Annotated in this window: 24 protein-coding genes; 13 read left to right on the top strand and 11 right to left on the bottom strand. The window is 69.6% G+C overall.

Annotated elements, in window-relative coordinates:
• Position 1 precedes the first annotated feature (1 nt).
• Positions 2-1,048, bottom strand: coding sequence for a metal ABC transporter substrate-binding protein (locus ACO0LU_RS12235; RefSeq protein ID WP_424791637.1), 1,047 nt, complete (start codon positions 1,046-1,048; stop codon positions 2-4).
• Complete coding sequence (locus ACO0LU_RS12230) at positions 963-2,492, bottom strand: hypothetical protein (RefSeq protein ID WP_424791636.1); 1,530 nt, start codon at positions 2,490-2,492, stop codon at positions 963-965. The genes ACO0LU_RS12235 and ACO0LU_RS12230 overlap by 86 nt, the downstream gene beginning before the upstream one ends.
• A gap of 192 nt (positions 2,493-2,684) precedes the next feature.
• On the opposite strand from ACO0LU_RS12230, the gene ACO0LU_RS12225 reads away from it, so the two are divergent.
• From ACO0LU_RS12225 to gdhA, 3 genes are all read left to right on the top strand, one after another.
• Complete coding sequence (locus tag ACO0LU_RS12225; RefSeq protein ID WP_424791635.1) at positions 2,685-3,044, top strand: BlaI/MecI/CopY family transcriptional regulator; 360 nt, start codon at positions 2,685-2,687, stop codon at positions 3,042-3,044.
• 34 nt (positions 3,045-3,078) lie between these two features.
• Positions 3,079-3,966, top strand: coding sequence for a M48 family metalloprotease (locus ACO0LU_RS12220; RefSeq protein WP_424791634.1), 888 nt, complete (start codon positions 3,079-3,081; stop codon positions 3,964-3,966).
• A 94-nt stretch (positions 3,967-4,060) separates the two neighbouring features.
• On the top strand, positions 4,061-5,416 hold the full coding sequence (gdhA, locus tag ACO0LU_RS12215) for an NADP-specific glutamate dehydrogenase (RefSeq protein ID WP_424788274.1): 1,356 nt from the start codon (positions 4,061-4,063) through the stop codon (positions 5,414-5,416).
• 186 nt (positions 5,417-5,602) lie between these two features.
• Here gdhA and ACO0LU_RS12210 read toward each other — a convergent pair whose 3' ends face one another.
• The 4 genes from ACO0LU_RS12210 to ACO0LU_RS12195 all read right to left on the bottom strand — a co-directional run bounded on the left by ACO0LU_RS12210 (position 5,603) and on the right by ACO0LU_RS12195 (position 10,547).
• Positions 5,603-7,504: a BCCT family transporter gene (locus ACO0LU_RS12210; protein WP_424791633.1), complete on the bottom strand. Its 1,902-nt coding sequence runs from the start codon at positions 7,502-7,504 to the stop codon at positions 5,603-5,605.
• Positions 7,505-7,600: 96 nt separating this feature from the next.
• Positions 7,601-8,104, bottom strand: a complete 504-nt coding sequence (locus ACO0LU_RS12205) for a DUF3830 family protein (protein WP_424791632.1) — start codon at positions 8,102-8,104, stop codon at positions 7,601-7,603.
• On the bottom strand, positions 8,101-9,522 hold the full coding sequence (locus ACO0LU_RS12200; RefSeq protein ID WP_424791631.1) for an amidase: 1,422 nt from the start codon (positions 9,520-9,522) through the stop codon (positions 8,101-8,103). Before ACO0LU_RS12200 ends, ACO0LU_RS12205 begins: the two co-directional genes overlap by 4 nt.
• Before the next feature lie 53 nt (positions 9,523-9,575).
• The gene (locus ACO0LU_RS12195) at positions 9,576-10,547 is read right to left on the bottom strand and encodes a D-2-hydroxyacid dehydrogenase (protein WP_424791630.1); all 972 of its coding nucleotides are present in this window, start codon (positions 10,545-10,547) and stop codon (positions 9,576-9,578) included.
• A gap of 53 nt (positions 10,548-10,600) precedes the next feature.
• Between ACO0LU_RS12195 and ACO0LU_RS12190 the strand changes: the two genes are divergently transcribed.
• From ACO0LU_RS12190 to ACO0LU_RS12165, 6 genes are all read left to right on the top strand, one after another.
• The gene (locus ACO0LU_RS12190; RefSeq protein ID WP_424791629.1) at positions 10,601-11,470 is read left to right on the top strand and encodes a maleate cis-trans isomerase family protein; all 870 of its coding nucleotides are present in this window, start codon (positions 10,601-10,603) and stop codon (positions 11,468-11,470) included.
• Positions 11,463-12,701 carry a M24 family metallopeptidase gene (locus tag ACO0LU_RS12185; protein WP_424791628.1) on the top strand — a complete coding sequence of 413 codons (1,239 nt, stop codon included), beginning with the start codon at positions 11,463-11,465 and terminating at the stop codon, positions 12,699-12,701. Before ACO0LU_RS12190 ends, ACO0LU_RS12185 begins: the two co-directional genes overlap by 8 nt.
• A gap of 27 nt (positions 12,702-12,728) precedes the next feature.
• Positions 12,729-13,946, top strand: a complete 1,218-nt coding sequence (locus tag ACO0LU_RS12180; protein ID WP_424791627.1) for a PLP-dependent aminotransferase family protein — start codon at positions 12,729-12,731, stop codon at positions 13,944-13,946.
• Entirely contained in the window at positions 13,946-15,133 is a 1,188-nt protein-coding gene (locus ACO0LU_RS12175) for a M20 family metallopeptidase (RefSeq protein WP_424791626.1), read from the top strand. The genes ACO0LU_RS12180 and ACO0LU_RS12175 overlap by 1 nt, the downstream gene beginning before the upstream one ends.
• A 347-nt stretch (positions 15,134-15,480) precedes the next feature.
• Positions 15,481-16,299, top strand: a complete 819-nt coding sequence (locus ACO0LU_RS12170) for a maleate cis-trans isomerase family protein (protein WP_424791625.1) — start codon at positions 15,481-15,483, stop codon at positions 16,297-16,299.
• Positions 16,299-16,973, top strand: coding sequence for a GntR family transcriptional regulator (locus ACO0LU_RS12165; protein ID WP_424791624.1), 675 nt, complete (start codon positions 16,299-16,301; stop codon positions 16,971-16,973). Before ACO0LU_RS12170 ends, ACO0LU_RS12165 begins: the two co-directional genes overlap by 1 nt.
• A 33-nt stretch (positions 16,974-17,006) precedes the next feature.
• Here the strand turns inward: ACO0LU_RS12165 and ACO0LU_RS12160 are convergent, their stop codons facing one another.
• Both ACO0LU_RS12160 and ACO0LU_RS12155 read right to left on the bottom strand, forming a co-directional pair.
• Complete coding sequence (locus tag ACO0LU_RS12160; RefSeq protein WP_424791623.1) at positions 17,007-18,410, bottom strand: FAD-binding oxidoreductase; 1,404 nt, start codon at positions 18,408-18,410, stop codon at positions 17,007-17,009.
• A 120-nt stretch (positions 18,411-18,530) separates the two neighbouring features.
• Complete coding sequence (locus ACO0LU_RS12155) at positions 18,531-19,988, bottom strand: NAD-dependent succinate-semialdehyde dehydrogenase (RefSeq protein WP_424791622.1); 1,458 nt, start codon at positions 19,986-19,988, stop codon at positions 18,531-18,533.
• A gap of 147 nt (positions 19,989-20,135) precedes the next feature.
• Between ACO0LU_RS12155 and ACO0LU_RS12150 the strand changes: the two genes are divergently transcribed.
• Genes ACO0LU_RS12150 through ACO0LU_RS12140 form a run of 3 tightly spaced genes read left to right on the top strand, consistent with a single transcriptional unit; the run spans position 20,136 to position 22,145 of the window.
• Positions 20,136-21,386 carry an aspartate aminotransferase family protein gene (locus ACO0LU_RS12150; protein ID WP_424791621.1) on the top strand — a complete coding sequence of 417 codons (1,251 nt, stop codon included), beginning with the start codon at positions 20,136-20,138 and terminating at the stop codon, positions 21,384-21,386.
• Between the two features lie 43 nt (positions 21,387-21,429).
• Entirely contained in the window at positions 21,430-21,801 is a 372-nt protein-coding gene (locus ACO0LU_RS12145) for a YidH family protein (protein WP_424791620.1), read from the top strand.
• Positions 21,798-22,145 carry a DUF202 domain-containing protein gene (locus ACO0LU_RS12140; protein ID WP_424791619.1) on the top strand — a complete coding sequence of 116 codons (348 nt, stop codon included), beginning with the start codon at positions 21,798-21,800 and terminating at the stop codon, positions 22,143-22,145. The genes ACO0LU_RS12145 and ACO0LU_RS12140 overlap by 4 nt, the downstream gene beginning before the upstream one ends.
• Positions 22,146-22,221: 76 nt before the next feature.
• Here ACO0LU_RS12140 and ACO0LU_RS12135 read toward each other — a convergent pair whose 3' ends face one another.
• Entirely contained in the window at positions 22,222-22,644 is a 423-nt protein-coding gene (locus ACO0LU_RS12135; RefSeq protein ID WP_424791618.1) for a VOC family protein, read from the bottom strand.
• A gap of 74 nt (positions 22,645-22,718) precedes the next feature.
• Here ACO0LU_RS12135 and ACO0LU_RS12130 point away from each other — a divergent pair, with 74 nt between their 5' ends.
• A complete protein-coding gene (locus ACO0LU_RS12130; protein ID WP_424791617.1) occupies positions 22,719-23,297 on the top strand; it encodes a helix-turn-helix domain-containing protein in 579 nt (192 codons plus the stop codon).
• Positions 23,298-23,306: 9 nt separating this feature from the next.
• Here the strand turns inward: ACO0LU_RS12130 and surE are convergent, their stop codons facing one another.
• Positions 23,307-24,179, bottom strand: a complete 873-nt coding sequence (gene surE / locus ACO0LU_RS12125) for a 5'/3'-nucleotidase SurE (protein ID WP_424791616.1) — start codon at positions 24,177-24,179, stop codon at positions 23,307-23,309.
• Positions 24,179-25,225 carry a PfkB family carbohydrate kinase gene (locus tag ACO0LU_RS12120; RefSeq protein ID WP_424791615.1) on the bottom strand — a complete coding sequence of 349 codons (1,047 nt, stop codon included), beginning with the start codon at positions 25,223-25,225 and terminating at the stop codon, positions 24,179-24,181. The genes surE and ACO0LU_RS12120 overlap by 1 nt, the downstream gene beginning before the upstream one ends.
• Positions 25,226-25,264 lie beyond the last annotated feature (39 nt).

Genomic DNA, 25,264 nt, shown 5'->3' with positions numbered 1-25,264 from the left:
CTCACCCAGGGCAGTTCAGGCCGCGCTCGAGTGCCTCCAGATTCGCCCGCATCACCTCGACGTAGTCCGCGCCGGTACCGCGCTCCATCGGGTCCAGCACATCGACCTGCACACCCAGCTCCTCTGCGAGTGCCTCCACCACCCGGGGGCTTGCCCTCGCCTCGAAGAAGATGGTCAGCACGTCGGTGTCCGCGATCACGCCGGCGACCTCGCGCATCCGGGCCGGGGAGGGCTCCACCTCGGGATCCACCCCGGCGATGCCGACCTGCTCCAGGCCATAGCGATCGGCCAAGTACCCGAACGCTTCATGAGAGGTGACCAGCGTCGCTCCGGCGCACCCGGCCAGTGCGGCGCCGAACTCCCCGTCCAGGTCCATCAGGTCTGCCTCCAGGGCCTGCGCCCGGGCCCGATAGTCTGCGGCACCCTCGGGGTCCAGGGCGGCGAGTTCGGTGGCCACTTCATGGCCCGCCGCAGCGAAGCGAAGCGGGTCCAACCAGAAGTGTGGGTCATCCGGATCAACGTTTGGCGGTCCGTCGTCGGCGGGCAATTGCGCTCGCGCGACGGGTTCGGCGTCGACAACATGGGCGGGAGCGACCATGTCCACCGCCTCATCCGTCGCCGGCTGTAGCCCGGAGAGGTAGATCACCAGGTCAGCCGACTCCATCTCGCCGACCTGCACCGGTGACAACTCCAAACTGTGCGGGTCGGCCCCATCGGCAGTCAGCGACGTCACGGTAACCTCCGGCCCTCCTATCTCGGCGGCGAGGAACTCCAACGGGGAGAACCCCGCCAGGATGTGCAAACCCTCCGGTTCATCCGGCGGGGTGCAGCCTGCCAGGGCCAGCAACGCTGCTACCGAGACGGCGGCGAACCCGCGGCCGGCACGGGCCCCACCCGGTCGCCGTGCGGGCGCGCCGGCGCTGCAGTTGCCGGTCACGTGCTCTCCTGTGCGGCCACCGGGCTCAATGGTCATGTCCATCATCGTCATGGTCGTGATCGTGATCGTGATCGTGATCCTGGTCCTGGTCGTGGTCGTGATCGTGGTCATGACCGTGATCGTGGTCCTGGTCCTGGTCCTGGCCGTGGTCATGGTCATGGTCATGGTCATGGTCATGATCGTCATGACCGTGGTCGCGATCGTCGTCGTCCTCGGACACCCCAGCCACCAGATCGCCAGTGACGCCGATCAGGTCGTTGGGCGTCACGTCCAACTCTGCGGTGTTCCACACTTCGGCGGTGGGGATGTCCACGGCGTGAATCGTGTCCGTGCCCGGGTCGGTGACGAAGACCGACCCGTCGAGTGCGATCAACCCCGGGCGCGGCTCCTGCCAGTCCTCGGGCACACTCCACTCCTCGATCACTGGGATCGAGGTCACTACCTCGCGCGCGTCCGGATCGATCACGTGGATCTGACCGTCGGTGCCGAGCACCAGCGCCTCGCCGTCATCGCCGCGGGCCAGCGAGGTCCCGGAGTACTCCGCGGGAAGATCCACCAGGTGCACCTGGCCGGAGGCGGTATCGATCAGCGAGACCTGGGTAGGTTCGCTGTAGTTGCCGAGCACCACCGCGGAATTCGGCGCACCGGACAACGTCCCGATCGAGCCGTCCTCATCCGGGCTGGTCGCTTTGGTGATCTGGCCGTCGGCATAGATCAGGGCGCCGTCGGCGCATCCGAGCACGACGGTCTCGGCGGCGCCGACCGCGGAGCCGTGCAGGCCCGGGCACTCGTCGGAGGCGGCCATCTCGGCGTCGGCCGCGTCCAGCACCCGGATGCCGGTCCGGGCCTCGGTGTCGCCGTGGGAGACCACCAGGGTGCCATCACTCAGTTCCATCGCGAGCCCGTGATGCGGCTCATCGGTGGTGTATTCACGCACGTCCCGGCTATCGTCCCGCAGGTCACCGGAATCGAAGACGGTCACCTGGCCATCGGCGTCGTCAAACAGGGTGGTGCGGCCCTCGTTGACCACCACGTGCCCGGGCGCCTCAGCGGGGAAGCTGGTCTCGGTCAGGACCGCACCGGAGGTGTAGTAGTGGGCGTGATCGCCGTGCGGCTCGCCCCAGGTACCCAGGTCCAACACCTGGAAGCCGCCGCTGGTGGACACCAGCGCATGCCGTCCGTCACCGGCGTCGTTAAGCCTGTTGAAGCCTTCGAGTTCGATGTCGGATACCACCTCCAGGGTGGCAGCGTCCAGCACCTGGACCCCGCCGTCATAGGTGATGGCCAACCGTGGAGTACGCGCGGCCACCTCGACCACCTCCCGATCGGTTGCTTCCTCGGTGCCCGGGTCGGTTGCTGCGTGGCCCGGATCAGGGTCGTTCGGACCGCAGGCCGCAAGCAGGACCAGGGGTAGAGCCAGCCCGATCGCAGTCACCACCCGCCGACGGGTGCGGCTGCCCTCGCCGCCGGTGGCGGTGTATGTCGGCAGGGCGCGGGAGTGCGCACCGCGGGCGCACTCCTGCCTGATGCGGGGTTCCCGGGCTCGTTCGTCCATAGGGTTCTCAGTTCTCATGCCGTGATGAGCGCGGGGCGCTCGTCCCTTTCGTTGGAAGAAGCAATGCACCGCTAAACGTACTGGGACCCGTTCTCATTATCAATACCATTGACTCTGACGCTTAGCGACGCATCTACTGCGCAGCGTCGTACTAGATAGCGTCGTACCTACTGCGCGTAGTATCCTGGGACGATGGCGATGGGTGAGTTGGAGAGCGCGATCATGGCGCAGTTGTGGGCCGCCGACGGCCCCTGCACCGTGCGCGAGGTGCACGAGGCCCTGACCCCGGACCGGCCACTCGCCTACACCACGGTGATGACCGTGCTGGACCGGCTCGCCAAGAAAGGTCTGCTCACCCAGGAGCGCCAAGGCCGGGCCTTCCGCTACTCCCCCAGCCGCACCCGGGAGCAGTTGACCGCGGACCTGATGCTGGACGCGCTCGGGGGCACGACCGAGCCGGCCCAGCGGGTGGCCGCCCTGCAACAGTTCGTCGGGCGGGTCAGCCCACGCGAAGCCGAGGCCATCCGCGCAGCTCTGGACACCCAGCGCTGAGGGCGGGCACCGCTCCGCCATCCAGGACCCCCTCGTGACCGGTATCGCCCTGTTGGTGCTGGCGCTCGTGCTGTCCTGGTTGCTACCACCGGTACTGGTCCGCGCCCGATGGTTGCAGCAGGTGCCCCGGGCCGGGGTGACGCTATGGCAGGCGGTGGCTCTGGCCGCGGTACTCGCCGCCGTGGGGGCAGTGCTGGCGATCCCGGAGGAGGTCTGGCGCTCCTATCAGAACGCCGGCGGCACATTCGGCCGACCGGCGCTGTTCGTCGCTCTTGGGGTGGCGGGCGCAGGGGCAGGGATCATCGTGGTGCGATTGGGCCTGACCACGCTACGACTCGGGCTGGACACCCGTCGTCGCCGGGCCCGGCACCGCGAACTGCTGGATCTGCTGGCCACCCCGGACCCGCGCCGGGTACACGTGCTGGCCGGTGGTGTCCCGATGGCGTACTGCGTCCCCGGGCAGGACGCGAGGGTCGTGCTGACCGATGCCGCCATCGATCTGCTCGGCCCGGGCGAGGTGGAGGCGGTGATCGAGCACGAACGCGCCCACTTGCGCGCACGCCACGACCTGGTTCGGGAAGCCTTCACCGCCTTGCATGTGGCGTTCCCCACGGTGGTGCGCTCGGAGGTGGCCCGCCACGCCGTCGACCATCTGCTGGAGTTGCTCGCCGACGATGCCGCACTGGCCCGCGCGCCTCGGGCACACCTGCGCGGTGCCCTGGAGACCCTGGCCGATACCACCGATGACCCCCGGATACAGGCGCGGTTGCAACGCCTTGCCGAGCCCGAGCCCAGCCGGTTCAGGCGCCGCGGGACGGCCGCGCTCGCCTACCTGGCAGCCGTGGCCGTGCTGGTGATACCCACCGCCGTGCTGGCTGGGCCGTGGTTGCTGCAGGCGGGCCGAGCATTGTCCAGTTTTTGACACAGCCGCGACCGCCACATTGCGATACCTGTAGCATCCTCTGCGGACGTCGCCGCCTGAACGTAGCGCGCCCTGACGAAGAGGAGTTGTCACCATGCCCGGACTGGACGAGAAGTTGCAGGACATCTACGCCGAGGTGCTCGCCCGCAACCCCGGTGAGACCGAGTTCCACCAAGCGGTCCGTGAGGTGCTGGGCAGCCTGGGTCCCGTGGTGAGCAAGCACCCCGAGTACGCCAACGGCACCACCGCGGTACTGCGCCGCATGTGTGAGCCGGAGCGGCAGATCATCTTCCGGGTTCCCTGGGTGGACGACTCGGGCACCGTGCAGATCGACCGCGGCTACCGGGTGGAGTTCAGTTCCGCGCTGGGCCCCTACAAGGGCGGCCTGAGGTTCCACCCCAGCGTGAACGTGGGGATCGTGAAGTTCCTGGGCTTCGAGCAGATATTCAAGAACTCCCTGACGGGGCTGCCGATCGGAGGCGGCAAAGGCGGGTCCAACTTCGACCCGAAGGGCCGCTCCGACGCCGAGGTGATGCGGTTCTGTCAGTCCTTCATGACCGAGCTCTATCGCCACATCGGTGAGTACACCGATGTGCCCGCAGGTGACGCCGGGGTCGGCAAGCGTGAACTGGGCTACCTGTTCGGTCAGTACAAGCGCATCACGAACCGGTACGAGTCCGGCACGCTCACCGGTAAGGGCATGACCTGGGGTGGGTCGCAGGTCCGCACCGAGGCGACCGGATACGGCACCGTCTTCTTCGTCAACGAGATGCTGCGCGCCGGCGGGGAGACCTTCGAGGGCAAGAAGGTGGTCGTCTCCGGCTCCGGCAATGTGGCGCTGTACGCGATCGAGAAGGTGCATCAGCTCGGTGGCACCGTCGTGGCCTGCTCGGACTCCTCCGGTTACGTGGTGGACGAGGACGGCATCGACTTCGAGTTGCTCCGCGAAATCAAGGACGTCCGTCGCGGGCGGGTCTCCGACTACGTCGAGGCCAAGGGCGGTCGAGCCCGATTCGTTCCGGGCCGCTCGGTCTGGGAGGTGCCCTGCCAGATCGCCCTGCCCAGCGCGACGCAGAACGAACTGAACGGCCAGGACGCCGCCGCCCTGATCAAGGCTGGTGTGCAGATCGTCGCCGAGGGTGCGAACATGCCGTGCACCCCCGAAGCGGTGCGCGCGCTGCGCGATGCCGGGGTGAAGTTCGGCCCCGGTAAGGCAGCCAACGCCGGTGGGGTGGCCACCAGCGCGCTGGAGATGCAGCAGAACGCATCCCGGGACTCCTGGTCCTTCGAGCACACCGAGGCCCGGCTGGAGGACATCATGCGCGGCATCCACGACCGCTGCGTGGCCACCGCCGAGGAGTACGGCACCCCGGGCGATTACGTCGCCGGGGCGAACGTGGCCGGATTCATCCCGCTGGCCGACGCGATGCTCTCCCTCGGGGTCATCTGACCCGCCCCACCCCCGCCACCCCCCGCCCCCGTCACCCCGTCACCCCCGCCACCCCCCGTCGCGGTCGAGAGCGACGCGGGTAGTCGACTTCGAGTGGCAGAACACTCGAGCGTGACCATCCGCGTCGCTCTCGCCGGCCGGAAGGGGAAGGCGCGAGCGGTTCGGACGACCGACGCCGGTGGCCCGCTACCGGCGTGCGGGGCCTTGGTCGGCGTCAGGTGCCGCCCCGCCATCGGAACCGGGCGCACCGGGGGCGTCCGCCGCGTCGCTACCGGCAGCGGAGTCCGCCGCGTCGGCAGCGGCAGCACGACGCGCCTGCTCAGCGGCCCATTCACGGGCGGCCGGGCCACTGCTGGAGACCAACGGGGCCGAGCCGGTGCGGCGCGCTAGCGGGCCTGTCGCGACCGGGCGCAGGGGCTCATAGGGCTCGCGCATGCGCGGTACGGACGTGATGGCCTCGGGCTCGATCACCTCACCCTCGAGCTCCCCGGCGTCCCTGCGCCGCTCGTGCTCCTCCGGGGGAAGAACCTGGCGCCAACCACGGGTACGCATCGGCGGCAACTCCCCGGCGTCCTCACGCATCGCTCGATAGACGCTGTACATCTGGAACAACGCGAGGATGAAGAACGGGAATCCGACCACGATCGTGGTGGTTTCCAATGCCTCCAGCCCGGCCCCGCCGGCGGTGACGGTGAGCAGGATGACCGCGATCATGGCGATCGAGATTCCCCAGAAGACACGCTGGCGCAGCGGCGCGTCCTCCTCGTGACCATTGGCCATCGTGTCGGTGATCAGCGCCGCGGAGTCCACCGAGGTGGTGAAGAAGATGACCACCAGGACGATCGAGATCGCCGAGGTCACCATCGCGAAGGGGAAATTCTCCAGGAACGCGAACAGCGCACCGGGGATGTCGCCATCGCCCACGACCCGGTCCACCAGACCGCCATCGCCATTCATCTCGATGTCGATGGAACCGCTGCCGAAGATGCCGAACCAGATCACGCTGAAGGTCGCCGGTATCGCCAGCACCCCGAGGACGAATTCCCGCACCGTGCGGCCCCGGGAGATCCGGGCGATGAACAGGCCCACGAACGGAGCCCAGGTGATGGTCCAGGCCCAGTAGAACACCGTCCAACTGGACTGCCATCCGGTGTCGCCGAAGGTGTCGTTCCACAGCGCCAGCTCCGGCAGCATCGCGAGATAACTCCCGAATGCCTCGATCGTGCCCTTGGTCATGAACACCGTGGCACCGGTGACGAACACGAAGATCATCAGCCCGATGGCGGCGACGATGTTGATGTTGGAGAGGCGCTTGATGCCCTTCTCCAGCCCGGCGGCCAGCGAGACCAACGCGATGAGTGAGACCACCACGATCACGATGATCAGGGTCAGATCCGACTCCGGAATTCCGAACAGTTGGTTCAGGCCACCGTTGATCTGCAGGGTGCCCAGACCCACCGAGACGGCCAGACCGAAGATGGTGCCGACGATGGCCAGCACGTCGACCGCCTGGCCGATGCGGCCGTGGATCCGCTCCCCCAGGATCGGCTGCAGGATCGAGGACACCCGCGGGGGCAGGTTGCGCTGGTACAGGAAGTAGCAGAACGCCAGACCGGGCAGCGCGAAGATCGCCCAGGTGTGGTACGTGAAGTGGTAGAAGGTGAACGCGAGGGCTTCCTCGGCGGCCTGCACACTCCCGGGCTCGACACCCTGGCGGGGCGGATCGCCGAAGTGGGACACCGGCTCGGCCACACCCCAGAACATCAGGATGGTGCCGATCCCGGCGGCAAACAGCATCGCGAACCAGGATCGCCCGGAGTGCTCGGCGGGTTCATCGTCGGGCCCCAACTTGATCCGACCGAACCTGCTCATCGCGATGTAGATGAGGAAGACCAGGAAGCTGGTGACGCCCAGAACGTAGAACCAGCCCATGTTGTCCATCAACCATGTCGAGGCAGCCTCGGTGCCCCGGCCGACCGCATCGGTAAAGACCAAGGTGCCGACAACGAACAGGATCACGATCGCGGCGGCGCCGAAGAAGATCCTCGGACTGGTGCGCAGACCGAGCAGTTCAGCAAACTTGTTCACGGAGTCCCACTTTCTCCTTGGATCTACGGTGATCAACTCAGTAGGTGCCTCGGATCCCCCTTCTCCGCCCGGCCTCGGTGCCCTTGGCGGTGCGGCTCAGCCTGTCTCTTCGCGTGAGAACGTTAGCGTTTCTCCCCGGGCTCCGCCCATCCAGACGTCCTGACAGGCGGCCGCAAACTCCTCCAGACCGGACACGATCGTGCCGTACACATTGCCCGGAACCCACCCCTGATCACCGTTGATCAGCAGATTGTTCCGCCCGTAGAACACCGCCAGGTCCACGATGGACCGCATCTCGCGGTGCTGCTCGCCGCCTTCATAGCCGTAGGCAGGGTTGCCCAGGTCGTCTCCGGTGAAAGTGAACCAGCACAGGTCCCCGGGTATCGGGGTGATGGTGGTGTTCTCCGCCCCGGGCTCCGATCCCGGGTGCGGGATCAAGGTGTAGATCTCGTTGCGGGCGTACTTGCCGTGGTACACCTGCCCACCGGCCGGCAGCGCCTGCAAGACTGCCGCGCACGTGCGGGGTGCTGCCTCGGTGAGCAACCGGGCCCGGGCGCTGACCCCCCGGGAGGTCAGGGTGATGCGCAGGTGCTGGGTCATCGTTCCTCCATGGCCATCGGTGGCCGGTGGGTGTGCCAGTCAGTGTGGTTCGTGTAGGCCTGTCCCGCGCGCAGGACCACACCGTCGGCGTGGCGCGGCCCGACGATCTGCAACCCGATCGGGCGACCGTCGCCGGTGAACCCGCACGGCAGGCTCAGCGCCGGCTGACCGGTCATGTTGAACGGGTAGGTGTAGGGGGTCCAGGAGGTCCACCACCGCCGGCCCCAACCGCGGGGCACCTCCAGACCCGCCTCGAAGGCAGCGATCGGCATCGTGGGGGTGAGCAGCAGGTCATAGGTGGTGTGGAAGGCGCCCATCCTGCGGCCCAGATCCATCCGGACCGCGGTGGCATCGAGGTAGGCCGAGGCATCCACCTGCCCGAACTGGGAGATACCCGCGCGCAATTCGGGGTCCACCCGCTCCCAGTCACCCTCGCCGGTCCAGAACGTCTCGACCACTTTGGCCGCCCCGGGGAACCACAGCGTGTGGAAGGCCGAGACCGGGTCGTGGAAGATCGGCGCTACCTCCTCCACGTTCGCTCCCGCAGCAGCGAAGACCTCCACCGCCGCGCGTACCGCCGCCTCCACCTGCGGGTCGTTCTCGCCGTACCCCAGATCCGGTGAGAAGCCGATACGCAGGTTCGCTACGCCGTCGTGCAGTCCGGCGGTGAAGGACGACGACGGAGCCTCCAGGGAGAACCAGTCCCGGTGGTCCGGGGCTGATACCAGGTCGAGCAGGACGGCCGCATCGGCCACGGTGCGCGTCATCGGGCCTGGGTGGGCCAAGGTGCCGTAGGGACTGGCTGGGTAGGCCGGGATGCGACCGTAGGTGGGTTTGAGGGCCACCGTCCCGGTGAAGGAGGCGGGGATGCGCACCGATCCGCCGGCATCGGTGCCGATCGACCACGTGCCCATCCCCAGGCCCACCGCAGCCGCGGAACCCCCGGACGAGCCACCGGCGGTCAACCCGGGGTTCCAGGGGTTGGTGGTCGGAACGTAGGAGGGGGAATGGGTCACCCCCTTCCACCCGAACTCCGGGGTGGTGTTCTTGCCCAGGAACACCGCCCCACCCTCGCGCAGCCGCTGCACGGCCGGCGAGTCTTGATCCGCCGGGGGCAGGTGGGCGCACAGCACCGAACCCCGCCGGGTCGGCCAGCCCCGGACCAGCAAGATGTCCTTGATCGTGGTGGGGACGCCGTCGGCCGGTCCCCTGGGCTCCCCCGCGGCCCACCGCTGGGCGGAGGCGGTGGCGGCGGCCAGCGCACCCTCGGCGTCGGTGAGCACCATCGCGTGCACGTGGGGGTCGAGGCGTTCGATCTGGGCCAGTGCCGCCTCCGTGGCCTGCACGGGGGTGAAGTCCCCGGAGCGGTAGCCGGCCACGAGCGTGGCGGCGTCCGCCATCGCCAACTCGCTACTCATCCACCGGCTCCTTCGCCCTCGTCTACGCTTCTGCGGCCCTGCCCGGACCCCGGCTACCGGACGAATCCGGCGGACTTGTCCACCACGTTGACCGGGTCCTGACCGGCCAACCAGCGCTCGGCGTTGTCGAGGAACTGGGCGGCGAGTTCATCGCGCCAGCCCACCACGTCCCCGGACATGTGCGCCGAGATCCGCACCCCCGGTGCATCCCAGAGCGGGTGCTCGGCCGGGAGCGGCTCGGTGTCGAACACATCCAGGCTAGCCCCGTCCAGGGGTCCCTGACGCACCGCGGTCAGCAGTTCGTCCTCCACCACGCTCGCTCCGCGCCCGATGTTGATGAAGTGGGCGCCGGGGCGCATGGCGGCGAAGACCGGTGCGTCGAACAGCCCGGTCGTTGCGCTGGTCAGGGGGGCGGCATTGATCACGTAGTCGGCCCAGCCCACATAGGCGGGCAGGTCCGCGCTGGCGTGGATTCTGGCGAACTCGGCGTCACCGGCCCTGGCGCTGCGGCCCGCCCCGTGCACGGTCATGCCGACTGCACCGAGCAACCGAGCGCAGGCGCGGCCGATCGCCCCGGTCCCCACCACCAGCGCGTTCTTGCCCGCCACCCGGGTCGTCTCGCGGTGCACCCAGGTGCGCTCGGCCTGGAACTGCGCGCTCTCGTGCAGGAGTTTGGCGTGAGCCAGCACGCTGGCCAGGACGAACTCGGCGATCGGCTGGTCAAACACCCCCCGAGCATTGGTGACCATCACGTCGGACTCGCGCAGTTCGTCGAACAGCAGGGTATCGACGCCGGCTGCGGCCACGTGGATCCAGTCCAGGTCACCGCACCGGTCCCACACGTCGCGCACCGCGGTGGAGAAGAAGTCCCACAGGAACAGCGCCTGAGCTCCCTGAACCGCCTCACCGAGGGAGTCCGCGTCGGCGTAGCGCACCTGCGCGCGCCCCTCCAGAGCCTTCAAACCCGGCGGGCGCGAGCCTTCGGAATCGAGCAGCACGGCGATCGCCGGAACGGAACCAGACACACCGGGACGCTATAAGCCTTCCTGTCTGATTGTCAACAATCTAGGGTGCGACTATGGAACTGGTGCAGGATGAACCGGTGGCGGCCCTGACGCCGCTGGATCAGCGCGGCGTGGGGGTGATCGCGCCGTACGATTTCGCCCTCGACCGCGAGTTGTGGGAGTGGATTCCGCCGCAGGTCAGCCTGCACCTGACGCGCACCCCCTACCAACGGGTACTGGTGAACCTGACCCAGGCCGAGTTGATCGGGGCCCCGGAGGTGATCGCACGCTGCGCGCAGGACCTGCACACGATCAATCCCGAGGTGATGGCCTACGCCTGCACCTCGGGCAGTTTCGTCGGCGGACTGGCCGGGGAGGCAGGAATCGTCTCGGCGCTGCGGGGCGGTGGGTTCGACCACGCGGTCACCACCTCCGGGGCGCTGCTGCAGGCGCTGGACGTGCTCGATGCCCAGGTGGTGGCGGTGGCCACACCGTACGATGAGCCGATCGCCGCCCGCCTTGCGGCCTTCCTGCACCAGGCCGGCATCGCCGTCAGCGGGCTGCACAGCCTGGGCCTGAGCGGGAGGATCTGGACCGTGCCGTACCAACGCACCGCCGATCTGATCCGCCGCGCCGCCCGCGCATCGCACACCCTCGGCCGGCCACCGCAGGCCGTGGTCGTCTCGTGCACGAACCTGCCGACCCGCCCGCTGATCGCCCCGTTGGAGGCCGAACTTGGCATCCCGGTGATCACCGCCAACCAGGCCACCATCTGGGCCGCGCTGCGCACCATCGGGTTGAGCGCGGTCGGACCGGGCCAACACCTGCTGACCCACCAGCCCACCACCCCGGCTGTGCCGTCGTGGCCCGCTACCCCGGCTGTGGCGTCGCCTGACACGCTGGCTGTGCCGGCGCCCACCCATGCGGAGGTGAGGAATGACTGACCTGGAAGTTCCCGGCTACACCCTGCCCCACACCCCAGAGCCGTTCGACGCCCGGCCCTTCGCCGTCAGCGAGTACATCAACCGGCTGGAGCGCGTCCAGCACGCGATGTCATCCCGCGGGCTGAACGCCCTGATGGTGGCTGACCCGGCGAACCTGTACTACCTCACCGGATACAACGCCTGGTCCTTCTACACCCCCCAGTGCCTGGTGGTACCCGCCGAGGGCAGCCCGCACCTGTTCGCCCGGGCCATGGACGCCCAGGGGGCACACTGGACGGCCTACCTGGAACGCACCCATATCCACGGCTACCCCGAGCACTACGTGCAGCGGGCCGACATCCACCCGATGGACTGGATCACCGAGCAGGCCCGCGAACTCGGTCTGTTCGAGGACGTTCCCGGTGCCGTGATCGCGGTGGAGATGGATGCCCACTACTTCTCCCCCCGAGGCTTCTTCGCCCTGCACTCCCGGCTGGCGCACGCCGCCATCGTCGACAGCGTCGAACTGGTCAACTGGGTGCGGGCCGTGAAATCGCCGGCCGAGCAGGAGAAGATGCGCGTGGCGGGTCGGATCGCCAGCACGGTGATGCAGGTGGCCATGGACGCCATCGAGGTGGGCCGGCGCCAGTGCGATGTGGTGGCCGAGATCCAGCACGCCCAGGCCCTCGGCTCCCACCACCTGGGCGGGGATTACCCCGCGATCGTGCCGATGCTGCCCACCGGGCAGTCGGCCGGGACACCGCACCTGACGTGGTCGGACGCCCCGCTGGTGCGCGGTGAGCCGACCACGATCGAGATCGCCGGGGTGCACCGCCGGTACCACGCCCCGCTGGCCCGCACCGTGGCGCTGGGCAGACCCCACGCCGAGCTCGCGCGCTGCGCCGATGCCGTCACCGAGGGCCTGCACGCCGCCCTGGAGGTGATGGGCCCGGGCGCCACCGGCCGGGAGGTGCACGCCGCGTTCGCCGACTCCATCGCACGGCGCGGGTTCTACAAGGAATCACGGATCGGGTACTCCATCGGAGTGGGCTACCCCCCGGACTGGGGCGAGCGGACCATCAGCCTGCGCGCCGAGGAACAGACCGTGCTGGCCCCCGGGATGTGCTTCCACATCATCATGGGGATGTGGATGGAGGGGTGGGGGTATGAGATGAGCGAGTCGGTGATGGTCACCGCCGACGGAGTCGAGCAACTGACCGACTTCCCGCAAGGGCTGACAGTCAAGACATGAATGTCGTCACGAAGGAGTAGCACAGGCATGAACACCGCGAACCGCACCCTGCCCCTGGCCGCACGAGCCGATTCTCTGGTGGGTTCGGTGATCGACTCCTCCACATCGCTGCTGGCCGCCCAGACCCATGACGTGGTCCGGTTCGCTATGGGCAGCCCGGCTGCCGAGGCGATCCCGACCGAGGCGCTGGCCGCGATCGGGGTGGAGGCGATCGGGGCGGGGCGGGCCGACGCGTTCGACTACGCCGCCACCGAGGGCGACCCGGCGCTGCGTGAGGCGCTGCTGGCGATGCTGGAGGGCACCTCCGATGCCACGACCAGTGACCGGCTGACCATCACCGCGGGAGGGATGCAGGGTCTGGACCTGGCCTGCAAGATCTTCATCGACCCCGGTGACCTGGTGGTGGTGGAGTCGCCGACCTACACCAACGGCTCCGCGACCGCGCTGTCCTACCAGGCCGAACTGCTGGAGGCACCGGTCGACACCGAGGGCCTGATCGTCTCCCGGATGGCGGAGATGGTCGAGGCCACCGGGCGCACCCCGAAGGCGATCTACACCGTGCCCACGTTCCAGAACCCCTCGGGCACCACGATGACCTTGCAACGGCGCCACGAACTGCTGGAACTGGCACGCTCATGGGGATCGATGATCATCGACGACGACCCCTACGGTCTGCTGCGCTTCTCCGGCACCGCCGTGCCCACCCTGCACGAACTGGCCGACGGCGATCCGCTGGTGTTCTCGGTTCGCACGTTCTCCAAGATGGTCGCCCCGGGGCTGCGGGTGGGCTGGGTGGACACCGCCCCCTCACTGCAGCAGTTGATCATCAACGCCAAGCAGGCGATGGACACCTGCACCAACCTGCCTGCGCAACGTCTGCTCGCCGGGTTCCTCACCAGCGGCGGGCTGGAGGAGCACCTGCAGACCCAACGAGCGCAGTACCGGCGCCGAAAGCAGGCGATGCAGGAGGCACTGCAGGAGCACTTCGGCGACAGCGCCCGGTGGACCGACCCCGACGGCGGCTTCTTCCTGTGGGTCACCTTCGATGAGTCGGTGGACACCGAGGCCCTGTTCGAGATCGCCCTGGCGGAGGGGGTTGCCTACATCCCCGGCAACGCCTTCTCCCCCTCCAAACGGTTCCCGAACGCGCTGCGGCTGTGCTTCGCCTCCACCAACCCCGACCGTACCCGCGAGGGCGTGGCCCGCCTGGCCGCTGCGGTGCGGCGCCTGCAGGACCGGTCCTGATGGCCGACGACGACGCAGCGGCGGTTCTGGAGGGGATCGCACCGGAGGCGGTGGCCGACCTGGCAGCGGAGTTGATCACCGCCGCCGGGCAGGGCGAGATGGGCACCGAGGAAGTGACCGCTCGGGTGCTGTCCGAATACGCCCGCGACCTGGGCCTGGATGCCAGCAGCACGGTGGTGGCACCACAGCGGCCGAACGTGCGCATCACGACCCCCGATGCCGGTGCCGAGCCCGGGTTGTTGTTGCTCGGGCACACCGACGTGGTCCCGGCCGGCACCGGGTGGCGCTCCGACCCGTATCGGCCGGTGGTCCGCGATGGGCGTCTGTACGGGCGGGGCGCGGCGGACATGCTCGGTGGGCTGGCCGCGGCACTGGTGGCGATGGGCGCCCTGGCCCGATCCGGTGTGCGCCTGCGCGGGCCGGTGGAACTTGCCGCGGTGGTCGATGAGGAGGAACTCGGGATCGGGATCCGGGACTACATCACCGACCCGGCGAACCTGACCCACGCCGGGTGCGTGGTGGCCGAGCCCACCGATCTGCAGACCATCGTGGCCGCTCGTGGTGCCAGTTATATCGAGATCGACGTGCACGGCCGGGCGGCCCACGCCGGGAACCCAGCCGACGGACGCAACGCGATTTACGGGGCGGCCGCGATCATCGCCGACCTGGAGGCCTGGCACGCCGAACTGGCTGCCGACGCGCACCCGTTGGCGGGGCCGGCCACCTGGAACGTGGGCGTGGTCACCGGCGGTGTGGGCGGGTCGATGGTGCCCGACCACTGCCGGATCAGCGCCGACCGGCGCCTGCTGCCCGGTGAGGATCCCGAGCAGGTGCTCGCCGAGGCGCGCGAGCGGATCGCGGGCCTGGGTCTGGATCGACGCGGGCTGGCAGTGGATGTGCTGATGCCGATGAACATGCCCGGGTTCGAGACCGACCCGGCGAGCGCGCTGGTGCGGGCCGCCACCGCCGCGGTCCCCGCCGCGGGTGGGCCGGACCTGCCGGTGGGTGGCTGGACGGCGGCGTGCGACGGCGGGTTCCTGGCACGCGATGCCGGCATGCCGGTGGTGGTGCTCGGGCCCGGCTCGGTCACCGAGCAGGCGCATCGGCCGAACGAGTCCGTGGCGCTGGAGGACCTGACCACCGCCGCCGGGGCCTATGCGCTGATCGCCCTGAACCTGCTCACCTAACCGCCCCTCCCCCACCCGCGCGCCACTTCGCCGCTCGCCCAGCGGCTCCGCCGCGCCGCCCGCGCCATCCCCACCGCCCCAACCGTCCAATTGGACAGTTCCAGCGCACCCACCCCCCGACCCACCGCCCCGACCGTCCAATTGGACAGTTCCAGCGCACCCACCCCCCGACCCACCGCCCCAACCGTCCAATTGGACAGTTCCAGCGCACCCACCCCCCGACGCACCGCCCCAACCGTCCAATTGGACAGTTCCAGCGCACCCACCCCCCGACGCACCGCCCCGAGCGCCCAATTGGGCGGTTGGGGCGAGGAGGGTGGTAGCACAGGGACCGAGGAACGGTAGGATTGTCGACAATCGACACGGTGGAGGTTCCGGTGCCCACGATCGGATTGCTGTACCCCGGCGACAGCGCCGCCGATGATTACGTCCATTTGACCGAACCGTTGGCTGCCCATGGGGTCCAGTTGTTGGTGGAGGAGACCTCGGTGGGCATCGACGCCCATGAGGTCGATGCCCTCCTTGACCTGGGCTCGAGTGAACGCCTCCTGGAGGGCGCCGCCCGGATCGGGCACCGCGTCGATGCGCTGATGTGGGCCTGCACGTCGGGGAGTTTCGTGTTCGGTTGGGAGGGCGCCCACGCCCAGGCCGCCGAGATCGCCGAGCGCACCGGCCGACCAGCCTCCTCGACGTCGCTGGCCTTCGTGCGCGCCTGCCGGGCCCTCTCCGTGGAGCGGGTGGCGGTCGCAGCCTCCTACCCCCAGGACGTGGCGCAGCACTTCACCGACTTCCTCCGTGCCGGGGGGATCGAGGTCGTCGGGATGTCCAGCCACGACATCCACACCGCTGCCCAGGTGGGCACCCTCGGTCGCGATGACGTCTGCGCGATCGTTGCCGGTGCCGGCCGTTCCGGCGCCGAGGCGGTCCTGGTTCCGGACACCGCGATGCACTCACTGGGCTGGCTGCCGGACCTGGAGCACGTGGCCGGAACGCCGGTGCTGACCGCGAACCAGGTGACCGTATTCGACGGCCTCGGTCTACTCGGCCTGCGCCCACAATTGGAGGGCTTCGGCGCCTTGTTCGACCGTGCCACCGCCACCACCACCACCGGCACCGGCACCCCTACCGGCGCACATGCCACCGGCGGTACGGAGGGGGCATCCTGATGGCCACGATCGAGGGGATCCGTCCACTGGATCCGGTGGTGCAGGAGTCCACGCCCAGCCTGATCGCCTCCCAGGTGCGCGAGGCGATCGCGCAGGGGCGTATCCCGCCGGGCAGCCAACTGCACGAGTCGGCGCTGGCGGCCCAGCTCGGTGTCAGCCGTGGCCCGCTCCGCGAGGGACTGCAGCGCCTGACCCAGGAGGGACTGCTGGTCTCCCATCGCAACCGCGGGCTCTTCCTGATCGAGTTGTCCCCGGAGAACATCCGGGACATGTACCTGGCCCGGGAGGGGATCGAACGCACCGCCGCGGCACACGTGCACCGGGTGGATCCGGACCCGGTGCGCGCCGAACTCCTGGTGGCGGTGGAACAGATGAGCCGCGCCGCCGGCAGTGGGGACGTCGTCGCCGTCTCCGAGGCCGACGTGCGCTTTCACGAGGCGATGGTGGCCGGCGCCCGAAGCCCGCGGCTGCAGCGTGCGCACGAGACCGTGCTCACCGAGACCCGCATGTGCATCCGTGCCCTGGAGCCGACCTACGCCGACCCGCAGACCAGGGTCGAGGAGCACCGCTCGATCGCGGAGTCCTTCGTGCCCGGGGGTGCCGAGCACACCGATGACCTCATCGTGGCGCACATGGCGGACGCACTCGAGCGCCTCATCGCCCAGCAGCACTGACCACCCGGGCAACTCCCCGGGCGCCGGGCCGGATCAGATCCCGCGGCCGGGGGTGAGGATGCCGTTGGGGTCGAACACGGCCTTGATCCCGGCCTGCATCTCCCGGGAGACCGGCCCGACCTGCCAGGCCAGCGCGTGCCGCTTGAGCGAACCGATCCCATGCTCCCCGCTCACGGTGCCACCCAGTTCCAGCGCGAACCGGGTGATGTCATCGATCACGGCCTGGGCGGCGGCGTACTCATCCTCCCCCGCCCCGGCCTCGACCGTGGGATGCAGGTTGCCGTCCCCGGCGTGCGCCACGATCGAGACCCGCCGGCCGTGCTCGGCCCCGATCCGCTTGACCCCGGTGACCATCTGCGCCAACGCCGCCACCGGCACGCCGACGTCGGAGGAGACCCGCATCCCGCGTGCCACCAGGGCCGGATGCGAGCGCCGCCTGGCCTCCAGCAACTCCTCGTCGGCGAAGATCTCGCCCTCGGTCCCGCCGTGCTCGGTGCAGATCCGCAGGATCGCCTCGGCCTGCTGCTGGGCGTCGATGCCCACCGTCTGCCCGATCAGCAGGGCAGCCTCCGGGCGCGGCAGACCACTGGGTTGATAGTCCTCGATGATCTCCACCCCGAGGGCATCGATCATCTCCAGCACCTCCGGGCGAGCCGGACTGGACACGATCGCCATCACCGCCCGGCCGGCGTCCTCAATGTCATCGAAACTAACCCGGAACATCCGCGGCTGCCCCGGCGGCACCGCCTTGAGTCGCACCGTGGCGGCCGTGATCACGCCCAAAGTGCCCTCCGATCCGACGAACAGGCTGGTCAGGTCATACCCGGTGGCGTCCTTGGTGGTGCGCCGCCCGGTCCGCAGCACCCGGCCGTCGGCCAGCACCACCTCCAGTGCCGCGACGAAGTCGCCCAGCACCCCGTGGGCCACCCCGCGCAGGCCTCCGGCGTTGCTGGCGATATTGCCGGCCACCGTGGAAGTACGCGAACTCGCCGGGTCCGGCGGAAAGAACAGGCCCCGCTCCCGGGCGGCCGCATCCAGGTCCGCGGTGATCACGCCGGCCTGCACATCGGCCAGCCGGTTGCCCATGTCGATATCGATGATCCTGTTCATCGCCTCCAGTGACACGACCAGCCCGCTGGGGTAGGACACCGCTCCCCCGGACAGCCCGGTCCCGCCACCGCGCACCGACACCGGCACCCGGTGCTCGTCCGCCCAGGCAAGCGCGGCACTGACGTCGGCGGTGTCCTCGGCCAGCACGACGGCGTGGGCCGGCCCGTCCGGGACGGCCCGGGAGGCGTCGCGGCAGTAGGGCGCCACCTGGTCCGGGTCGGTGAGCAGGCGCGGCCCGAGCCGGGCGCGCAGCGCCTCCAGGTCGGGCAGGCCCTCGGGTGAGGTGGGGCCGTCGGCCCGGTCCGACGGCGCGATCGGCTCTGGCATCGTGATCCTTACGTCAGGTGAGGTGCGCCCGGGCGCACCTGCACCGCCGCCGCGCGCTACGTCGTCGTCGGTCGGACGAGACTTGTGGCGGCCCGGTCGGCACGGCCCGGACTTGTGCCCTCAGTCTGCCACTGCGATGCCGATGTACTTGGTCTCCAGGAACTCCTCGATCCCCACGGTCCCGCCCTCGCGGCCCAGGCCGGACTCCTTGATCCCACCGAAGGGAGCCGCCGGGTTGGACACCACGCCCTGGTTCAGGCCGACCATGCCCGATTCGAGGGCCTCGGCCATCCGCAAGCCCCGGTCCAGGTTGGTGGTGTAGACGTAGGAGACCAGGCCATAGGGCGTGTTGTTGGCCGCGGCGAGCACCTCCTCCTCGGTGTCGAAGGGGGTCAACGGCGCCACCGGACCGAAGATCTCCTCACTTCCCATCCGCGAATCGACCGGCACGTCGGACAGCACCGTGGGCGGGTAGAAGTAACCCTCGCCCTCGGACTGTTGCCCGCCGGTGAGCACCGTGGCGCCACGCTCGAGTGCGTCGCTGACCAGTTCGCTGACCTTGTCCCGCGCGGCCTGGTCGATCAGGGGGCCCACGTTCACCCCGTCGTCGGTGCCGGGGCCGACGGTGAGGCCGGACATCTTCTCGGTGAGTCTGGTGGCGAAGTCGGTCATGATGCCGCGCTGGACGTAGATCCGGTTGGCAGCGGTGCAGGCCTCGCCCATGTTGCGCATCTTGGCCAGGAAGGCGCCCTCGACGGCGGAGTCCAGGTCGGCGTCGTCGAACACGATGAAGGGGGCGTTGCCGCCCAGTTCCATCGACGTGCGCATCACCTTGTCCGCGCACTGCTCCAGCAGCTTCTTGCCCACCGGGGTGGATCCGGTGAAGGAGAGCTTGCGCGCCAGGCCGGACCGGATCAGCGGCTCCATCACCCCGCCGGAGTCGGAGGTGGTGACGGTGTTGACGACCCCGTCGGGCAGGCCCACCTCACGCAGGATGTCCACCAGCGCCAGCATCGACAACGGCGTCTGGGCGGCCGGTTTGATCACCGAGGTGCAGCCGGCGGCGATCGCTGGTCCGAGTTTGCGCGTGCCCATGGCCATCGGGAAGTTCCACGGGGTGATCAGCAGGCACGGTCCCACCGGCTGCTTGGCGATGATGAACCGGGCTCCGCCCTGAGGTGCCCTCTGGTAGCCCCCGGAGATCCGCAGCGCGTCACCGGCGGAGTGGCGGAAGAACTCTGCGGCATAGGTGATCTCGCCCTTGGCCTCGGCCAGTGGCTTGCCCATCTCCAGGGTCATCAGCAGCGCCAGATCATCGATGCGCTCATGCAGCAGGTTGAAGGCGTCCATGAGGATCTCGTGGCGGCGCTTGGGCGCCAGCGCGGCGAAGGCCGGCTGGGCGGCGACGGCGGCATCGAGGGCGCGGCGGCCGTCGGACGGATCGGCATCGGCCACCTGGGTCAGCACCTGACCGGTGGCGGGGTTCACCACCTCGAACTGGGCCTGGTTCGACGCCGGACCCCACTGCCCATCGATGAACAGACCGGTGGGAGTCCCGGCGGGAAGTTGGTGAGCCATGTGGTTCGCCTTTCGCAGATGGGGTATGGGGGGCAACCTATCTAGGTGTCGCAACCTGAACGCACGCGGTGCGGTAGCACGAGGCCACCTCACCGTGGTACCAATGGACCCGACAGATTGTCGACAATCCTACACGGGAGCATGAACATGGCTGAACTGTCCCCCAACCTGAAGCAGGCCACCGGCGTCGTCGCCGCCCGGGGACAGGGTGCGCTGCTCTGGGATGAGGATGACCGGCGCTACCTGGACTTCACCGCCGGCATCGGCGTGACCGGCACCGGTCACAGCCACCCCAAGGTGGTGGCCGCCGCACAGGAACAGGTCGCCAAGATCATCCACGCCCAGTACACAACCGTGATGCACCGCCCGCTGCTGGACCTGACCGAGCGGCTCTCGGAGGTGCTACCCAGCGGCCTGGACTCGCTGTTCTTCGCCAACTCCGGCTCCGAGGCGGTCGAGGCGGCGCTGCGCCTGGTGCGCCAGGCCACCGGCCGCCCGAACATCATCGCCTTCCACGGGGGGTTCCACGGACGTACCGTCGCGGCGGCCTCGTTGACCACCTCCGGGACCCGGTTCCGCTCCGGGTTCGCCCCGTTGATGGCCGGAGTGCACATCTCCCCCTTCCCCGACCCCACGCACTACGGCTGGAGCGAGGCCGAGGCCACCACGTTCGCCCTGAACCAGCTCGACTACACGCTGCAGACCATGAGCGCCCCGGCTGACACCGCCGCGTTCATCGTCGAGCCGGTGCTGGGTGAGGGCGGGTACGTACCCGGCAACGCCGAGTTCTTCGCCGGGCTGCGCGAACGGGCCGATCGGCACGGGATCCTGCTGATCGTCGACGAGATCCAGACCGGCTGGGGCCGCACCGGGGAGTTCTGGGGTGGCGACCACTTCGGCCTGCGTCCCGATGTCATCACCACCGCCAAGGGCATTGCCTCCGGTTTCCCGCTCTCGGCTATCGCCGCCTCGGAGGAGTTGATGAGCAAGGCCTGGGCCGGCTCACAGGGCGGCACCTATGGCGCCAACGCCGTGGCCTGCGCCGCAGCGCTGGCGACGCTGGACGTCATCACCTCCGAGAACCTGGTGGCCAACGCCCGCGAGCGGGGCGCGCAACTGCGAGGCGCGCTCGAGCGGGTCGCGGCCGACCACAGCGCGATCACCGACGTGCGCGGTCTCGGCCTGATGCTCGGCAATGAGTTCCGCGACGCCGACGGCCGCCCGGACGGGGCCACCGCCGCCAGGGCCCAGCAAGCGGCCGCCGAACGTGGGCTGCTGCTGCTGACCTGCGGTCCCTGGGGCCAGGTGGTGCGCTTCATCCCGGCGCTCGTCGTCACCGAGGAGCAGGTCACGGAGGCCGGGCAGATCTGGGCCGAGGTGGTGCAGGCAGTACTCTGAGGGGCGGTGACAGCACAGAGCAGACCGTCCAGAGCGAGGTTCGATGGCTAGGGCCCGTTTCCCCCGGCACGTCTATGCCTCCGGCGACGAGCCGGACCCGCGCTTCTCCCTGGCCAACGAACGCACTTTCCTGGCCTGGGTCCGCACCGCCCTGGCCTTCCTGGCCGGTGCGGTCGCGCTGGAGGCCCTGGCCACCCCGCTCAACCCCACCGTACGCGCCATCGCCGCCCTGACCCTGGTGGCCACCGCCCTGATCGTGGTGCTGCAGGCCTGGATCGGGTGGGTGCGTATTGAGCGCGCGCTGCGGCAGGACCGCCCGCTGCCCTCGCCGTTGACCACCCTGCCGGTCACCATCGGGTTGGTCGCGGTCACGGTGCTGGTGGGTGCGGGCCTGCTACTCGGCGGGTCGGGATGACCTGGGACCGGGGCCTGCAGTTCGAACGTACCGATCTGTCCTGGCGCCGCACCGTCCTCGCCGTGACAGCCGGGCTGGCCCTGGCGGGCCGATACCTGGCCGCCGGCAACGCGGTGCTGGGGATCGCACTGCCGGCGGCGGCCCTGGTCTGCGGCGTCGGGATGCTGTGGCTCTTCACCGCGCGGATCCGGCGGGCCGAGCGGGTGGTGCGAGCCATCACGATCGGGGCACCCACCATCGAGCGGATGCCCGGTGGTGGACTGATCGCGGCGGTGGCCCTGATGACGGGGCTGGCGATCCTCGCCGGCGTCGTCTTCGTGTCCACCTCGGCGCTGGTCACCTGACCACCCCGGCCGGCGATCCGGGCACCGCCGGCCGATCCCACGAACAACTGCGGGCCCGGAACACGACCAACCGGCCTCACCCGGTGGGCAGGGCTTCCTGTGCGTAGGCTTGCTCGAACTGTGCCGTAGGCGGAATCGGCTGGATCACATCCACGAGCACCCCGCCCGGGGCCTCGACGATGAAGTGCCGCTGCCCGAAGTCCTCATCCCGCAGCGCGAGAACCGGCGTCAGCCCATGTTCCACGGTCAGGGCGTGGTGGAGCGGGTGGACATCCTCCACCTCGATGTTGAGGATGAGGCCGCGTACGGGTGCACCGAACCCGGCAGGCACCGTGGGATGGTCGCCCTGCAGGATCGCCAGCTCGCACTCCCCCAGGCGCAGGCTGACGTACCAGTCCGCCTCGAAGGTGCTCTCGAATCCGAGCACCTCGCGGTAGAACCGCGCGGCCGCAGCCACGTCGTCGGACATCAGGACCGGGTAGACGCTGGTGACAGACATCGCACTCTCCTTTACGTACACTGTGTTTGTAAACATGAACAGGATACATACACCAAGTAGGTAAAGGAAGAGTGATGGCACGTGCTTCTGCCGCGGTCGCCGCGCAGACCGCCCGGACCCTCCTGCGGGTCGCTACCGAGTCATTCGCCTCCGAGGGCTACGCCGCGGTATCCCTGGAGGACGTGGCCCGATCGGCAGGGGTCACCCGAGGCGCGGTGTACCACCACTACCGGAGCAAGGCGGGGCTCTTCGGCGCGGTCGCCGCTGCCCTGCAGGCCGATGTCGCCGCGGCTGTGGTCGCCGCCGCCGAACGGGCCGGAGCCGAGCCCGGCGCTCAACTGCGCGCCGGCAGCCACGCCTTCCTGGACGCGATCACCGCAGCCCCCGTGGGGCAGATCCTGCTCATCGACGCTCCCGCCGTGATGGGCTGGGCCCAATGGCGCGCCCTGGATGCCGAGCACTCCGGCGCCCATCTGCGCGAGGTGCTGCACAGCGTCGGTGTGGCTCCGGAACTCCTGGATGCCACAGCGGCACAACTGTCCGGGGCGATGAACGAGGCCGCACTCTGGCTCGCCCAGCACCCCGGCGACGATCCTGCCCGCGCAGCGGCCGGGCGGGTGCTGGACCGCCTCCTGGAGGCGGCAACGCCCTGAGCGGGCCGCTCACCTGCCGGCGGCATCCCGGCCGGTCAGTTCCTCGGAGATCTCACCGCTGGGCTTGTCATCGCCCGAACTCATCACCGCTCCGGTGCCCACATCCACCGCGACGTCCGTGCCGCCACTTTCGAACTCGGGCAGCACGGTCTGACCGGGATCGTCATAGGGCGCACTGAGCAGGGTGGCCGTGGCCCAGCCCCGGGTGAGCAGGTCGTGGTCGGAGCCCGGCTCCTCCCGGGCGCTGACACCGGAGTAGGTCAGCATCACGTAGCCCTTGCCCTTCTCCCGCACACTCGCCTGCACGGCACCGAAACTGGCCAGTGGTGCGGGTTTGAGTCCGCGCAACTGGCCGGCCGGGATATCGGGCACGTTGACGTTGAGCACCCGCTCATCGGCCGGCTGACGGAGCAACCAGTCGAATGCGTGCTCACTCACCAGCCGCGCCGTATCCCAGTGCTGTGGGTCCCCGGAGGCGATCGAGACGGCAAGTGCTCCGATACCCTGCGTCGCAGCCGACAGCGCGGCACCCACGGTGCCGGAGTGCAGGGTGGCCCGCCCGGTGTTCGCGCCGAGGTTGACGCCGGAGAGCACCAGATCGGGGCGCTCACCGAACGCGCCATAGGCGGCCACGAACGTGATCAGCGCGGGTGCGGCCTTGACCCCGAATGCCCTCACCTCCTCCGGCAGTCCGGGCGGGCGCCCCTCAACGAGCACCAGCGCGCCATCGACCTCCTGTGCGGTCAGGGCCGCGCTGGCACCGGAGTACTGCCGGTGCGGGGCGGCCACGACGACGTCGCACCCGGCCGCGAGGGCGACCTCGGCCAGCACGGTCAGGCCGGGAGACGCGATGCCGTCGTCGTTGGTGATCAGGACCCGCATCAGCCGCTGCTCCCGCCATCGTTCCCGCGCGCGCTGCCGTCGGCATCGGTGCCGTCGGCATCGGTGCCGTCCGCACTCCGGCCGCCCGCGCCGGCGACCTCCTCGATCCCGATGTGGTCGGCGAACCGCTCGACCTGTTCGCGCCTGCCGGTGCCCAGCCCCCGACGGGTCACGTTCAGCGCCCCCGCCGCCGCACCAAGCCGGGCGGCCTCAGCCACCCCGGCTCCGCGCCCGAGCGCCACCGCAACCCCGGCCGTCATGGAGTCGCCCCCGCCGTGGTGGTCCAGTGGGGTGACGACCGGTCCCACGAGTAGTTGCGCGGAGTCGGCGGTGACCAGCAGCGGCGGCTCCCCCGCCCGGGAGATCAACATCGCCTCCACCCCGCCGCAGACCAGTTCCCGGCCGACCTCCTCCAGGGTGGTCAGATCGTCGTGGTCAGCCAGGCCGGCGGCCTGGATCTCCTCGTGGCTCATCTTCAGCAGCGTGGGACACTCCGCCGCGGCCGCCTTCGCCGTGTTCCCGGACAGGTCGGCCACGACCGGGATCCCCGCGCTGCGCACGTCCCGCACGATCCGGGCGAAGAACTCCGCCGGCAGGACCCGCTCCGGTTCGGCCCCGGTCACCACCAACACGTCACACTCCAGCGCCTCAACCAGCACGGTGCCGTACAAGTCGTCCATCTCGTGCCGGGTGAGCGGTCCGGGAACCATGTGCGCCAGGGTCACCCGCTGCCCTGCCCGCCGGTCGTGCACATAGGCGCCGTTGCCCGCGTTGTACGGCACCGCCCGGATCCGCAGACTCTCCTCCGCAAGCATCGGGCTCAGCACCGCACCGACCTCGCCACCGAAGGGTCCACACACGGTCACCCCGGCGCCCAGCGATGAAGCCATACGGGCCACCCACAACCCCTGTCCGCCCGGATGCAGATGCACATTCCCTGCCGCCTCGGTGTCCTCGTCGGAGGACTCGATCTCCACCATCAGGAGCGGGGTGGCCGCCAGCACGCACAGTCGGGGGCTCCGGTTGGGTTGGTCCGGGTCTGCCATAGCGCGAGCCTAGAACCGGACAGGACAGCCCGCAGCATG

Source organism: Pseudactinotalea sp. Z1748, from assembly GCF_049725185.1.
GTDB lineage: Bacteria > Actinomycetota > Actinomycetes > Actinomycetales > Beutenbergiaceae > CALKWS01.
Note: the sequence above shows the minus strand (reverse complement) of the source record. Positions and strands in the feature narration are given on the sequence as shown.

Bases quoted from the DNA above. Each gene is read 5' to 3' on its own strand.
- ACO0LU_RS12235 (WP_424791637.1), bottom strand. From the start codon at position 1,048: ATGACCACGATCACGACCACGACCAGGACCAGGATCACGATCACGATC.
- ACO0LU_RS12230 (WP_424791636.1), bottom strand. From the start codon at position 2,492: ATGGACGAACGAGCCCGGGAACCCCGCATCAGGCAGGAGTGCGCCCGC.
- ACO0LU_RS12225 (WP_424791635.1), top strand. From the start codon at position 2,685: ATGGCGATGGGTGAGTTGGAGAGCGCGATCATGGCGCAGTTGTGGGCC.
- gdhA (WP_424788274.1), top strand. From the start codon at position 4,061: ATGCCCGGACTGGACGAGAAGTTGCAGGACATCTACGCCGAGGTGCTC.
- ACO0LU_RS12205 (WP_424791632.1), bottom strand. From the start codon at position 8,104: ATGACCCAGCACCTGCGCATCACCCTGACCTCCCGGGGGGTCAGCGCC.
- ACO0LU_RS12200 (WP_424791631.1), bottom strand. From the start codon at position 9,522: ATGAGTAGCGAGTTGGCGATGGCGGACGCCGCCACGCTCGTGGCCGGC.
- ACO0LU_RS12190 (WP_424791629.1), top strand. From the start codon at position 10,601: ATGGAACTGGTGCAGGATGAACCGGTGGCGGCCCTGACGCCGCTGGAT.
- ACO0LU_RS12185 (WP_424791628.1), top strand. From the start codon at position 11,463: ATGACTGACCTGGAAGTTCCCGGCTACACCCTGCCCCACACCCCAGAG.
- ACO0LU_RS12180 (WP_424791627.1), top strand. From the start codon at position 12,729: ATGAACACCGCGAACCGCACCCTGCCCCTGGCCGCACGAGCCGATTCT.
- ACO0LU_RS12175 (WP_424791626.1), top strand. From the start codon at position 13,946: ATGGCCGACGACGACGCAGCGGCGGTTCTGGAGGGGATCGCACCGGAG.
- ACO0LU_RS12165 (WP_424791624.1), top strand. From the start codon at position 16,299: ATGGCCACGATCGAGGGGATCCGTCCACTGGATCCGGTGGTGCAGGAG.
- ACO0LU_RS12160 (WP_424791623.1), bottom strand. From the start codon at position 18,410: ATGCCAGAGCCGATCGCGCCGTCGGACCGGGCCGACGGCCCCACCTCA.
- ACO0LU_RS12155 (WP_424791622.1), bottom strand. From the start codon at position 19,988: ATGGCTCACCAACTTCCCGCCGGGACTCCCACCGGTCTGTTCATCGAT.
- ACO0LU_RS12150 (WP_424791621.1), top strand. From the start codon at position 20,136: ATGGCTGAACTGTCCCCCAACCTGAAGCAGGCCACCGGCGTCGTCGCC.
- ACO0LU_RS12145 (WP_424791620.1), top strand. From the start codon at position 21,430: ATGGCTAGGGCCCGTTTCCCCCGGCACGTCTATGCCTCCGGCGACGAG.
- ACO0LU_RS12140 (WP_424791619.1), top strand. From the start codon at position 21,798: ATGACCTGGGACCGGGGCCTGCAGTTCGAACGTACCGATCTGTCCTGG.
- ACO0LU_RS12135 (WP_424791618.1), bottom strand. From the start codon at position 22,644: ATGTCTGTCACCAGCGTCTACCCGGTCCTGATGTCCGACGACGTGGCT.
- ACO0LU_RS12130 (WP_424791617.1), top strand. From the start codon at position 22,719: ATGGCACGTGCTTCTGCCGCGGTCGCCGCGCAGACCGCCCGGACCCTC.
- surE (WP_424791616.1), bottom strand. From the start codon at position 24,179: ATGCGGGTCCTGATCACCAACGACGACGGCATCGCGTCTCCCGGCCTG.
- ACO0LU_RS12120 (WP_424791615.1), bottom strand. From the start codon at position 25,225: ATGGCAGACCCGGACCAACCCAACCGGAGCCCCCGACTGTGCGTGCTG.